This window comes from Deinococcus phoenicis, from assembly GCF_000599865.1.
GTDB lineage: Bacteria > Deinococcota > Deinococci > Deinococcales > Deinococcaceae > Deinococcus > Deinococcus phoenicis.
This window is the reverse complement of sequence record NZ_JHAC01000026.1, coordinates 26,805-39,551: the sequence shown is the minus strand read 5'-3', so window position 1 is coordinate 39,551 and position 12,747 is coordinate 26,805. Positions and strand designations below refer to the sequence as shown.

Sequence of the window (12,747 nt, the reverse complement as noted above, 5' to 3'; positions counted from 1 at the left end):
CGCACTCAGGCGCTATCGTACGGAGTGATGATCGTACTGACGGTGTTTAACCACGCGGGCGGGGCCGGGAAGACGAGCATCACCCGGGACGTGGGGTATGAACTCGCCCGCCAGGGCCTGCGCACCCTGCTGATCGACCTCGATCCCCAGGCCAATCTGACCGGCTGGCTGGGGGTGACGGGCACCACGCGCGAGCAGACCGTGTATGGGGTCGCCGTGGAGGGGCAGGCCCTTCCCACACCGCTGCGGGTCCACGGCCTGAGCCTGGTGCCCTCGCATGTGAGCCTCGCCCTCGCCGAGGGGCAGATGATGGGCCGGGTCGGGGCGCACACCCGGCTGCGACGGGCGTTGGAGGACGTGCAGGAGCAGTACGACGTGGTCCTGATCGACAGCCCGCCCAGCCTGGGACAGCTTTCCATCCTGGGGGCTATGGCCGCTGACCGGATGGTCGTGCCTGTTCCTACCCGCCAGAAAGGCCTGGACGCACTGCCTGGCCTGGGCGAGGCGTTTGCCGAGTACCGGGATGTGCGGCCGGGCCTCACCGTGGCGCTTTACGTGCCCACGCTGTACGACGCCCGCCGGCTGCATGACCGGGAGGTGCTGACGGAGTTGCAGGCGCACCTCTCACCCCTGGCGGCCCCGGTGCCGCAGCGCGAGGCCGTGTGGCTGGACAGCACCACCGCCGGGCAACCGGTCGGTGTGTACGCCCCCGGCTCGCCGGTCCACCGCGATGTCCAGCGTCTCGCCGCCGACGTGGCACAGGCGGCGGGCCTGCGTCCGGCGGGAGGAAACGGATGACCCGGCGGCGGCCCGAGCGCCGGGGCAACCTGGCGGGCCTGCTGGGTGACGCCCAGGGATTGACGCAGACCACCGAGCACGGCCGCGCCCTCCCGCTCAGCGAATTACGCCCATATGCCGGACAACCCCGGCGGCAGTTTGGCGAGGCGGAACTGGAGGCCTTGACGCAAAGCATCCGGGAACAGGGCGTGCTTCAGCCTCTGCTGGTTCGCCCGGCCCCGGGCGGCGGGTATGAGATCGCGGCGGGCGAGCGGCGTTACCGTGCGGCCCTCGCGGCCGGGTTACAGGAAGTTCCCGCACTGGTGCGCCAGCTTGACGACCAGCAGATGCTGGAAGTGGGCCTGGTCGAGAACCTCCAACGCGAGAATCTGAATCCGCTGGACGAGATTGAGGGGGCGCTCCGGCTGCTGGCCCTGCGGCTGAACGTGGCCCCCCAGGAGGCCCGGCAACGGCTGATCGCCAATCTGCGCCACGAGGCAGAGGCAGACGTGGCCGTGTTCGCGCAGGTGTTCTCGCTCCTGGGGCGTGAAACCTGGCAGAGCTTCGCCAAGAACAAACTCCGGGTCTTGCAGTGGCCCGCAGAAGTACTGACGGCCATGCGCGAGCGCGGCCTGACCTACAGCGCCGCCGCCGTGATCGCCTCCGCGCCCGAGGACCACCGGCCCGCCCTGCTGGAACGTGCGCTGGCGGGGGCGACCCGGCAGGAGCTGCGCGCCTTCCTGACCTCTCTCACGCCCGTCAGGAAACGGGCGGGCACCAGCAAAAAGCAGCTGGATCACCTGGGACGCACGTTCGGCAGTGTCCGCTGGTTCAACGGGCTGACCGATCAGCAGAGAACGGACCTGGACAGGTGGCTGAAGCGGATGCCCACCTGGCTGCAAGCCGAAGACTGAACGGGGCAGAGCAGAAGAAGGCGCGGCCCGGCAAAGCTTTGCCGGGCCGCGCCCCTCATCCATTGGTCTCGTCAATCTGCTTTCCCCTGCTGGAGGCCTTGCCGGGCAGAAACCGCAGGAACCGTCATCGCCCCGGTTTCAGGAGTGAAAGGCAGGCAGCTGCTGTTCTTTCCGGAAAGAACAAGGCAGGCTCTCCCCTTTCCTCTCACTTCTCCCCCTCAGGCTGACCGGTCTCAGCGGCGTCCACCCCGCCTGCGGGCCGGTTGCGGCCCCACCCGGCCACCGCCCACACCCGCACTCTGGGACGCGGAAGAGGCAGCACCGGAACGGCTCTTACTTCCCCGGCTGCCATCCTTGCGGGGGCTGTGCTGTGGAGAGCTGCCGCCCTCGGAACGGCCACTTCCCTGAGCTGGGGCTGCACTTCCCTGGCGGGGACCACTGCGGCCCTGGCGCTGTCCACTGTTCCCGCCCTGCTTTTCCTGAATCTCGCGGTCGATCTGGCCTTCCTCGCGGCTGAGTGGCGGCTGCAAGGCGGCGGGCAGACCGCGGCGCACCGTCTGCCACAGGCCACGTTGCTCGGGGATCAGCAGCACCAGATTCGTGCCGGGCCTTCCAGCGCGGGCCGTGCGCCCCGAGCGGTGAACATGGTCCTCAGCGGTGGAAGCCACGTCCATGTGGATCACCAGCCGCACCTCGGGAAGGTCGATGCCGCGCCCCGCAATATCGGTGGCGACCAGCACCCGGGACTTGCCCTCGCGCAGAAGGCTCATGGTGCGCTCACGCTTCTTCTGGTCCATGTTGCCTTCCAGGGGGCTGACGATCTCGGCGGGCAGCAGTTCGCCCAGCCGCGCCGCACGCCGTTTCACCAGCGATTTGGTGCGGCTGAAAATCACCACGCAGCCACCCGGCGCCTGCAAAGCGCTGCGGGCCTCGGCGGCGGCCAGTTCCAGAACGTCCTCGCGGGTCGTGTGGACCAGCAGATGGGTGGCCCCGGTCGCCCCGCCCAGCACGTCCCCGCTGCCCTGCGTCTCGTCGGCACGTTTGGCCGGAGCGATATCGATGCGCTCGGGCCTGTGCATGAACCGTTCAGCCACACTGCGAATGGCCGCCGGGAAGGTGGCCGAGGCCATCGCGATCTGCAACTTCCCTTGTCCGCGTCCGGCCCCGACCTGCGTCTGAGCCGCGCCCAGGATGTCGCCCACATCTCTCAGGAAGCCCAGCGAGAGCAGTTCGTCGGCTTCGTCGAGCACCACGTAACGCAGTCCGGCCAGGCTCAGCTCCCCCCGGTTGATCAGGTCCTTGAGGCGGCCGGGCGTCCCCGCGATCAGCCCCTTGCCACTCGCCTCGCTGCGGGTCTGGGCCGGGGTGATGCCGCCGGTGATGCGCCCGGCGGGCATGCCCAGTTCGCGGGCCACGTCACGGATCTGCACGGCCAGTTCCCGCGTCGGCGTCACGACCAGCACTTCCGGCCGCAGGCCCCGAACGGCCGTCATACCGATCCCACGTGCGGCGGCAGGAATCAGGAAAGCCAGCGTTTTGCCGCTGCCGGTGCGCGCCGTGGTAATCACGTCCCGCCCCTCAAGCAGGACAGGAATGGCCCCGGCCTGCACCGGTGTGGGCACACGGCCACCGAGCAGCGCCTGCCAATCGGCCCGCACCGCGCCCGCCTGAGAAGCCGTGCCCGCCTGAGAAGCCTGTGGCGGGGCAGGGGAGAGGGGGGCGGCGGGCGCTTGCAGGCCCGACCGGTCCTGACTGCCCGGGTTGCCCCGGTCCCCTTCACTGCGGCCCCCTCCACCGCGCCGGTGGCGCTGGCGAGAGCTGGAAGCCGGCTCGGTGGAGGAGAGATCGGTGCGGAACTGCTGCTCTTGCTTTTTGTTCTGGGTCATGGGGTCCTGTCTGGTGCGCCGCGGGAAAGCCGCGGTACCGGCACCTCTTGTGTCTGAGTCGTGTCTGAAAGGTGGATCTGAACGTCGTGTCCGGAAGAAGGGCTTCCCACATGGGAAAGCGCCCAGCAGCCGTCGCCGCCTGGCTGGGCACCGGGGGCACCCAGCAGCGGCGGGCAAAGATGATGTTCCTGAAACACGGGGCGTCCAGCCGCCGGACGACCGGCCCCCCGTGAAGAGAAGCAGGGCAGAGGGGGCGGACAACCTGCCGGCCCATCGTCACCCAGCCTATCAGATGGGCGTCCCGGTCGTCCTTCCGGCCTCGACAGGGTCGGCCGGGCCGGAACTCTTCGCCCGGTTCAGTTCGGCAGGACTGGCGGCAAAGCGTCCAGAATCTCTGCCGCCAGTTCACTGAGCTGGCCTTCCATCTTGGCCCGCAGCGCCCGGCGACCCAGCTCGGCCGCGTCGGGCTGCCCGACGATCAGCCCCAGACGCAGCCGGGCATAGTCGCTCACGCTGAGGCGGTCCCGCAAAAGAAACTGCACCGTTTTCAGGGCGGCGTCCACCCGCTCTTCGAGCGTGGCCGGATCCGGCCGGAGTTCGAGGGTCTGCCCGGGCGGCTCACTGGAGACGGCGGGCTTTGGCGGCAGGTCCGGGAGCGGCGGTTCGTCCGGATACTTGCCTTCCTGATCGCGGATCACGTCGACGAGCAGCGCGGAGCGGCTCCGCACCTTGTAGCCGCTCGCGATCAGCCGCCGGAACTTCTGGAGCCGCGTCCCCACATGCTCTTCCCCATACTCGCTGAGCAGTCGCCGGGCGACGGCGAGGGACACACGGGACTCCAGCAGTTCCCCGACCAGTGGCGTCGTGGGCACCGGCTCCACCTGCACCTGCTGCCCTTCCACACCGGCGAAGGTGTAGGTGATCTGCTGCTTTTGCCCGCGCCCCTCGTACTCGACGGCGGACAGGTATCCCCGCTCCAGCAGCTCCTCATGGGCACCCTTGAGGGTGGAACGGATCTTGTTGCTGCGCTGATCGACGATCTTGCACGCCTCCGCCCAGGTAATCAGATTGACGGTGTAGGCCGGCAGAGGCAGCCGCGGATCCTCGGGCGGGTAACGGCGGGCATCCAGCAGGCGGTACAGCGCGCGCGTCAGGGGCCGGTCCAGGCTGGTGAGAAATTCCAGGTCCAGCGGCTTGGTGTACTGGGCACGAATCGAGCGCACGATGGACTCGGCCAGCCTGATCTTCAGCATGCTGCTGCGGCTGAGGCCCAGCTCATCGTCGGGGCTGGTGAATTCGAGGGCCTCGATGTAGTTGAAGGTCACGGTCGTCCAGCTGCGGCGGCGGTGATCCCGCCACGCTTCCGAGGCGCTGTAGGTGGAGGTCCTGAGCCGGTAGAGCGTCTGCCGCAGATTCTGATAGTAGCGGCCGGAATCGTCCAGCCCCGCACGCTTGAGAATCTGATAGGCCGTCGTGAGCAGCACGCCGTCTGCCGGACAGCCACTCTCGACATACAGGTCGATCAGGGCGGTCGCGATGTCACCGTCCAGACCATGGGGGACGCCGCCATATTTGGGGAGGGCGTCACAACTGAGCCGGGCCGGGCGCCCATCCACCTCAAACTCCACACTCCATGAGGTGTAGCTGTCCGGGATGCGTTCCTGAATACTGATCAGGCCCAGACGCCCGACATTCGCCTCATCGATCCGCCGGATCTCCTGTGGCGGAGTCGGCAGTTTTTTCGGCTGACGCGCCCTCGGTGCCAAGGTCGGGTTTCCTCCTGTCAGAAACGCCACATGATAGCTGCCGCCCCATCAAAATGCGATATCGGACAACTCAGGCGGTTTTGAGGGGGGACTATCGGACATCTCAGGCGATCCGAAGCCCTCATTTTTCGGGTCAATTGGAAAAACCCGCACACAGCCGATAATTTTTGAGTTTTCCACAGCCCCTGGGGCACTACCGGACAACTCAGGCGGTTTTGAGGGAGGACTATCGGACATCTCAGGCGATTCGGCATCTGAGGTATCGGACAACTCAGGCGATTGTGGGACAGAGGTACCGGACATCTCAGGCGATTCGGGGCTTTCCCCTATCGGACATCTCAGGCGATTCGGCACCTGGGGTATCGGACATCTCAGGCGGTTTTGAGGGGGGACTATCGGACATCTCAGGCGATTTTGCCCGAAAAGCCCGGACATCTCAGGCGAAAAACGGGAAAAACGCCGTGTTTATCGCCTCTCGGCACTGCCCCTTGATGATGATCATCAATATCTTTTCTATCTTTTAAATCTTTAAAAGAATCAACATCAGAGGCGGCCCCTCAAGTTGGGAGCGGAGCCACCCCCTGCCCTCCCCGTTTTGCCCAGACGGGCAGCGCTGAGGGTGGCGGACCTGATAAGTCCACGGACCCCAAGGAACTCTATGGCCCTCTTTGGGCACAGGAGGGCCATAGAGGCCGTGCGAGGTACATTTGTGGAGAGGAAGTTGGGGAAACCTTTTGCTGAGCCTTAGAGGGCCATTTCAGAGCCAAGAGTGAAAGTGGGGGTCTGGCGGGGGAGGATGCCACCGCACCTCACTGGTCCTACGGCTCTGGACCTCCGGCCACAGACCGGGCATGCTCTTGCGAAGCGGATAAGGTCACTCTTGCCCTGGACCGCGACCGGCTCACCTCCACCGAATGCGACAGTTGTTCATCTCTTATGCTTGTAGCATAATAAGGCAGTGGCACTTCCTTCCCAGTTTAAAGGACAATCATGACCAAAGTCAGACAGAAAGACAAAACGCCCACCGACGAGCGGCCCCGTCCGGCAGCCGAAAAGTCGGTGACTTCCGCAAGCAGGGGCCGTCCGCCTCAGGAAGACGCCCTGAAGAGTTTCGATGCGTTGATGGCGACCGCAGATGTGGACAGCCAGATTCATGCCCTGGCCGAGAGCGGTGCGGACGAGGAGACGCTGGGCCGGGAATTGACCCGTGCGCTGAGCTTGGCCCAGGACCGCTGGGGCCTCGGCCTGCTGCACCTGCGGCATGACGCCCAGCTGATCCGGGCCGAGGACGGCACGCCCGACGTGGCGCTGCGTGTGGACGGCGCAGAGGTCAGCCGCGTCATTGACGGTCCGGCTGCCCTGGCCAGCCGCTACGCCAGCATGCAGGCGCTGGGGGCCGAGGGGTTGAGCGAATGGGGTGTCCTCGAAGACGGGCACCGCGTCACGCTGAAGGGGGGCACTGGGCAGCTCCGCGTGCTGGTCGAGGACGCGCGCGACTTCGAGACGCACTGGACGAGCGAGCGGGGCGGGGTCTGGACGCGCACCTGGCGTCAGGGGGACACGCTGGCCGTGGAGGTCCACCGCCCGGCCTCCGCCGCCACGGCCCTGGCCGACGCCGCGTGGGACGTGATCATGTCGATCAAGGACCGCAACTTCCAGCGCGAACTGATGGAGCGCAGCAACAGCGTCGGCATGCTGGGGGCGCTGCTGGGGGCGCGCCACAGTGGCGCGGGCAGCGCCCTGGACCGTCTGCCGACCGCGCATTTCACGGTCAGTTCCGCCGTCGTCCGCGAGAGCGGGCGGGACGCGCGCAGCCTGGACCGCTGGAAGGCGATGTTGCGCGAAGGCACCGAACAGCTCGACGACCTCCAGAAGACCGTCACGCGGATGCTGGCGGAGATTCTCAGCCACGGCCTGAAGTAGCCGGCCCCCCGCCCGTTCACGCGGGGGGGTGACCCGGCAGGCGCGCCCGTATCAGCCGCCACAACAGTTCCGGCAGAACCCCGAAGGCGTAGGGCTGGTAGATGCGTTCGAGCTTCTGGTGGTAGTCCCGGCCCCAGGGTCCTGCGTTGATGGTGGGAAAGCTCAGGGCGTCCGCCGGCGGGGTGTGCACGTGCGCCGGGTGAGGCGTGTGCTGCGTCACCGCCGCAGTAGCGTCCGCGGAGGGCGAGTGCCCCAGGAAACTCATGTCGGAAATCCCGGCGAAGTACGGACGAAGGCGGACCCGTGCCCCAGTCTCCTGGACGAAGCGGGTGACCTGGGCCGTGACCAGAGACGCGGCCGCCCCCTCCGGATCCGTCTCGGCAATGTGGGTGTGCGGGTAGTGGACGGCCCCGAAGCCGACAATGACCGCCGGACCCTCCACCCCGGCCAACTCCAGAAGTGCCCGCGTGAGGCTGGCGCTGGCTTGCAGCGGGTCGGGTTCTGCGGGCGTCAGGTTGACCAGGGCGGCCACCGCCGCTTCGCCCGCCTGGCGTATCGCCCGTTCTCTCAACGCGCCGAAGGTCAGAACCCGTGCCCGCTGCTGCTCCAGGCCGGGCGCGCTCTGGCTGTCCCAGGCCGCTGCCCGGCCGGCGAAGGTGCCGAGCGCGCTGTCAGCCGCTGCCTGGGCCAGGGCCACGAACTGCTCCAGCACCTCAGGCGGGGTCCTGCGGTGGGTCAGCACGTTGAAGGCGCACCAGAACTGCGCCGGGGTCGTCACATCGTACTGTGTTCGGCCGTCCCGGACCTCCAGGCAGACGGGGGGGGCCGCGCGCTGGCCGTGGGCCGCATCGGCAAGATCGGCGTTGCCCTCCACACGCCGCACGAGTTCGGCGGCCAGCAGGGCCGCGCTCGTGCCGTCGAAGGGGTAGGCGGCGTGGGTCGGACGCCCGACGACCAGGGCGGAAACCAGCAGCTTGCCCACCGTTCCCAGATACACGGCCTGGCCCTCGCTGCCGTCGCCCACGTCGTTGGTGGCGTCCAGATTGATGCCCAGGCGGATGCGGAGACTGTGCCGCCGTGCGATGCCCGGCAGCTCCTGAACCACGCTGCGCGCCCCTCTCGACAGCCCCTCCTCGTCGGGGGAAGTGACGAACAGGAGGTGGCCGCGCCGCTCCCCCTCCGGTAGGGCGGCGTACCGTTCCAGCACGGCCAGTCCCGCCGCCAGACCCCCCTTCATGTCCAGCAGGCCGCGTCCGGGCAGGAACTCGCCGCCTTGCAGGTCATGCAGGGCCAGCGTTTCCGCCGCATTCCGGTCGCGGCCCTCCAGCTCGGCGATCAGGGCTTCGCGCAGGCGTTCGGGCGTGCAGGCCAGCGGCCCCAGCTCACCGTAGTTCTCGGTCGAGACAGTGTCGAAATGCCCGCTGAGCATCACGGTGTCCGGTCCCTGGCCGCGCACCAGCGCATAGAGATTCGCGGAGGCGGAAGCGCGGGCGGGCGCGACCCACAGCAGGTCCGGGTGGGCCTGGAAGTAGGGCCACGTGGCCAGATAAGCCCGGAGGCGCTGGGGGAAAGCCTCCTCGCCCGGGGAACCGGTCTCGCTGGGCCAGGCGGTCAGGGTCAGCGCCAGCTCACGGGTGCGTTCTGACCAGGCGGAGTCTGCGGGGGCGATCTGGACGGTCGTCATCGTTACCTGCCTCGGGAAGGGGAGGAGCGTCTGGGGGGGCGGCAAGGGGCAAGGGGCGGCTGGGAGGCCGTTCCGGACTGTAGGTGCCCGTGAAGGGCGAGTGGCGCACTACATCGTCCTGCGCCCGCGTGGTATGAATAAAACTCATGCCCGAGCCGACCCTGGCCCAGCTGCGGGCCTTCACCGCTGCCGCCCGCAAGGGCAGCGTGAGTGCGGCGGCGGTCCACCTGAACCTGACGCAGTCCGCCGTGAGCCATGCCCTGCGGCAACTGGAGGGCCAGCTGGGGCTGCGGCTGCTCGAACGGCATGGGCGTGGCGTGGCCCTGAACGACGCGGGCCGCCGCCTGCTGCCCCTGGCCGAGCAGGTTCTGGCGCAGGTCGAACTGTTCGGCCGCGCGGCAGACGCCGCCACCGCGCTTTCGGGTGTGGTCCGGATCGCCAGTTTTCCCAGTCTGGCCCGGCACCTGCTGCCGCCAAGCCTGACCCGCCTGGCCCGCGACCACCCGGCCCTCAGGCTTGAGCTGGACGACTCTCACCTGGAACGGTCGGCGGTGATTCAGGCCGTGCAGGCGGGCCAGGCCGAGATCGGTCTGACGCAGCTTCTGCCCGGCATGTCGCTCGTGGCCCACACGCTGGGCGAAGACCCTTACGAGCTGATCGCGCCGCGCGCGTGGCCCCTGCCGGATCTCTGGGCGCGGCCCTACATCCATCTGGGCGACCCGCGTGATCTGCGCGTTCCTGACGCTTTGGCGCGGCGCGGTCTTCACCTACGCCCCGGCCTGAGCCTCTCGACCGAAACCGCGATTCTGGCGATGGTCGCTGGCGAACTGGGTTTCGCCATCCTGCCCAGGATGACCCTGCCCGACCTGCCGGAGAACGTGGTGCGCCACCCGCTGCCGTGGGCCGTGACCCGCAGTTACGGGACCGTCGTCCGCCACGGCCCCCTGTCACCGGCTGTCCGGGTCGTTCTGGCGGTGCTTCAGAGTGCCTCCGGCAGCCAGCCGACGGCGGGAAAGGGGCTGGAGTAGAGGCCGGAGAGGAGAGGAAACGGTGCCGCCACCTCCACTGCTTCTGCCCCTACGCCCCCGGCGTCAGGCAGGCGCGGCGGGTTCCTCGTTCGCGGCGTACCCCCGGGCCTGGAGGTCGTACAGCACGGCGTACTTGCCGCCCCGCGCGAGCAGTTCCTGATGGCTCCCCGACTCCACGATCACGCCGCCCTCCAGCACGATGATCCGGTCCGCGAGGCGCACGGTGGAAAAACGGTGGGAGATCAGCAGGGTGATGCGGTCACGCGCCTGGGTCCGCAGGGCTTCCATCGTCTCGAACTCGGCGCGGGCGTCGAGCGCCGCCGTGGGTTCGTCGAACACCAGCACCGAGGCGGCCCGGAAGTACAGCCGGGCCAGCGCCAGCCGTTGCCACTGCCCCCCCGAGAGCTGCCGCCCGCCCTGGAAGAGGCGGCCCAGCGGCGTCTCCAGGCCGCCCGGCAGCGTCTCCACGAACGCGGCCCCAGCCCGGTCCACGGCGCCCTGCACCCCGGGGGCGTCGTCCAGGCGGCTCACCTCGGCCAGCGCCACGTTTTCCCGCGCGCTCATCTGGTACTGCCCGAAATCCTGAAAGATGATGCTCATTTCCTTCTGCACGCTGCGGGGCGAGAAGCGCGCGGCGTCCTGGCCGTTGAGCAGGATGCGCCCGCTCGTGGGTTCGAACAGCCGCGTGAGGAGTTTGACCAACGTGGTCTTGCCCGCCCCGTTCTCCCCGACCAGGGCCAGGGCCTCGCCCCGCCGGACGGTGAAGGACACGCCGCTGAGGACGTCGCGGTCGGTCAGGGGATAGCGGAAGCCCACCCCCTGAAACTCGATGGTGTCGATGGGGCCGTACCACGTCTCGCCCGCGTCCAGATCGCGGTCCGGCAGTTCCAGGAAGTCGAAGAGGTTGCGCATGTACAGCAGGTTCTGGTAGATGCCGCTGACGCCGTTCAGCAGGCCCGCGACCGTGCCCTGAACCTGCGTGATGCCCAGCACGAAGACGCTGAAGTCGCCCACCGTGATCTGCCCGGCGGCCGCCCGCCGCAGGATCAGCGCGCTCGCCAGGCCGATCAGCAGCGCCGAGACCAGGGACGCCGCGAAGCCCCAGCCCGAGCGCCGCCGCACCAGCGCCTCCAGCTGCTGCCGGAAGCCCAGGTAATAGTCGCGCCAGCGCCGCAGCAGGTAAGGCTCGAACCCGAAGAGCCGCACCTCCTTGACCAGCGTGTCCGAGGTCAGCAGGCCGCCCAGATAGTTCTGCACCCGCGCGTCGTGGGTCTGGCGGCGCAGCATCCGGTAGCCCTCCACCCCGAAGCGGTTGCTGACGATCACGCCCGGCAGGCTCGCCAGCAGCACCAGCGGCAGCACCCAGAAGCCCAGCCGCGCCATCAGCGCCCCGACCGAGGCCAGCGTCACGGCGGCCCCTGCCAGGCCCACCAGCTGCGTCGCCACGCCCAGGGGCCGCGACCCCACCTCGCGGTACGCCTGCTGCAACTTGTCGTAGGTCTCGGCATTCTCGAAGGCCTCCACGCTGAGGCCGGACGCCTTGTCGAGGATGCGGCGGCTGACACTGTGCTGGAGGCTGTCGCCCAGCAGTTGCTGTGAGGCGCTCTGCACGGTGGACAGCAGGCTGCCCAGCACGACCAGCGCGACCTGGACGCCCAGCAGCGAGAGGAGCGCCCCGTAGGTGACGCCCCCCTGCGCGGCGCGCGCCACCTCGTCCAGCAGAAGTTTGCCGATGTACAGGTTCGCGGCGGGCAGGGCACTGCCCAGCAGGCTGGTCAGGGCGTAGGTGACGCTGTGCCGGGGACTGGCCCGCCACACCAGCCGCAGCGTATGCAGCAGGTCGGCGGTCCGCGTCCCGGGTGGGGCGGTGTCGCTGGCCGGGCGGGGCGGGAGAGGGCGTGGGGCAGGGCCGGTCATCTGGCGTGAGTGTGACGCGAACCCGGATGCGGGATGGTGTGACGCTCTCCACTTTCTCCACTTTCCCGCCGGATTTTTCAGGCCTGTGCTACTGTAGATTCCACTCAAAGTTCAATCGGTGAGAGTGCGGTCACACCTGCGGCGTCAGGGGGTGGTGTTCGCGGGCCGCCGTATCGTCTGCCAGGCTTGAGGAAGTCGTTCACGTTCGGGGACGGGGGGCCAGCGGGTCCCCAGAAGTGGGGTGGGTATGCAGCAGGGCCGCAGGGTACTTCGGTGGGCCGTCACGTGCGGGTGCGTGCTCGGCGCAGTGGCGTCGGCGGATGGGGGACCTCGGCCGGGTGGGCCGGCGGGGGGCCGAATCCCCGCCGCGCAGGTCACGGGCGGCAGCGTGGCCGGCAGGCGGGTGGCGGGAGGCGGCTGCGGGGGCACCCTGGTCGACGCACTCGCCAGGACGCCGCAATTCAGCGTCTTTCTCGCCCAGGTCAGGCAGGCGGGCATAGCGGGCGATCTGGGCGGGCGCGGCCCCTATACCCTGTTTGTGCCCACCAACCGGGCCTTTGCGAGGGTGTCGGCCCGCCGCCTCAGGAGTATCGAGAGCAGTCCCCGGCAGTTGCGCCGCCTGCTCTGGTATCACGTCGTACCGGGCAAATGGTCGGCCACCCAGGCCAAACAGTTGACTTCGGCCCAGACGGTGACCGGCGACAAGGTGAGCATGTCGGTGGTCGGGAGTGCGCTGAAAGTCAACGGTGCCACGGTCCGGCAGGCGGACATCCATACCTGCAACGGCGTGATTCACGTGGTGGACGCGGTGCTGTTGCCTCCCGCCCAGTGAGGGCCAGGCCGGGGGCCGGG

At 68.6% G+C, this 12,747-nt stretch carries 9 protein-coding genes; 5 read left to right on the top strand and 4 right to left on the bottom strand.

Translation table 11 applies throughout. The features are described 5' to 3' along the window. Positions 1-27: 27 nt before the first annotated feature. Both DEIPH_RS08800 and DEIPH_RS08795 read left to right on the top strand, forming a co-directional pair. Positions 28-798 carry a ParA family protein gene (locus DEIPH_RS08800; RefSeq protein WP_034356953.1) on the top strand — a complete coding sequence of 257 codons (771 nt, stop codon included), beginning with the start codon at positions 28-30 and terminating at the stop codon, positions 796-798. Further along, positions 795-1,691: a ParB/RepB/Spo0J family partition protein gene (locus tag DEIPH_RS08795; protein WP_034356950.1), complete on the top strand. Its 897-nt coding sequence runs from the start codon at positions 795-797 to the stop codon at positions 1,689-1,691. The genes DEIPH_RS08800 and DEIPH_RS08795 overlap by 4 nt, the downstream gene beginning before the upstream one ends. Positions 1,692-1,924: 233 nt before the next feature. Here DEIPH_RS08795 and DEIPH_RS08790 read toward each other — a convergent pair whose 3' ends face one another. Together DEIPH_RS08790 and DEIPH_RS08785 are read right to left on the bottom strand one after the other, a co-directional pair. Further along, positions 1,925-3,577 (bottom strand): DEAD/DEAH box helicase, encoded by a 1,653-nt coding sequence (locus tag DEIPH_RS08790; protein WP_081790852.1) that lies wholly within the window; start codon positions 3,575-3,577, stop codon positions 1,925-1,927. Positions 3,578-3,933: 356 nt separating this feature from the next. Further along, on the bottom strand, positions 3,934-5,343 hold the full coding sequence (locus DEIPH_RS08785; RefSeq protein WP_034356947.1) for a replication initiator protein A: 1,410 nt from the start codon (positions 5,341-5,343) through the stop codon (positions 3,934-3,936). 1,122 nt (positions 5,344-6,465) lie between these two features. Between DEIPH_RS08785 and DEIPH_RS08780 the strand changes: the two genes are divergently transcribed. Further along, positions 6,466-7,266 (top strand): DNA repair protein, encoded by an 801-nt coding sequence (locus DEIPH_RS08780; RefSeq protein WP_235183207.1) that lies wholly within the window; start codon positions 6,466-6,468, stop codon positions 7,264-7,266. 16 nt (positions 7,267-7,282) lie between these two features. On the opposite strand, the gene DEIPH_RS08775 is transcribed toward DEIPH_RS08780, so the two are convergent. Next, positions 7,283-8,950: a M20/M25/M40 family metallo-hydrolase gene (locus tag DEIPH_RS08775; protein WP_051517266.1), complete on the bottom strand. Its 1,668-nt coding sequence runs from the start codon at positions 8,948-8,950 to the stop codon at positions 7,283-7,285. A gap of 146 nt (positions 8,951-9,096) precedes the next feature. Here DEIPH_RS08775 and DEIPH_RS18780 point away from each other — a divergent pair, with 146 nt between their 5' ends. Further along, a complete protein-coding gene (locus DEIPH_RS18780; RefSeq protein WP_051517265.1) occupies positions 9,097-9,978 on the top strand; it encodes a LysR family transcriptional regulator in 882 nt (293 codons plus the stop codon). 63 nt (positions 9,979-10,041) lie between these two features. On the opposite strand, the gene DEIPH_RS08765 is transcribed toward DEIPH_RS18780, so the two are convergent. Then, entirely contained in the window at positions 10,042-11,895 is a 1,854-nt protein-coding gene (locus DEIPH_RS08765) for an ABC transporter ATP-binding protein (RefSeq protein WP_034356943.1), read from the bottom strand. A gap of 295 nt (positions 11,896-12,190) precedes the next feature. Between DEIPH_RS08765 and DEIPH_RS08760 the strand changes: the two genes are divergently transcribed. Further along, complete coding sequence (locus tag DEIPH_RS08760) at positions 12,191-12,727, top strand: fasciclin domain-containing protein (protein ID WP_161636053.1); 537 nt, start codon at positions 12,191-12,193, stop codon at positions 12,725-12,727. Positions 12,728-12,747: the final 20 nt, after the last annotated feature.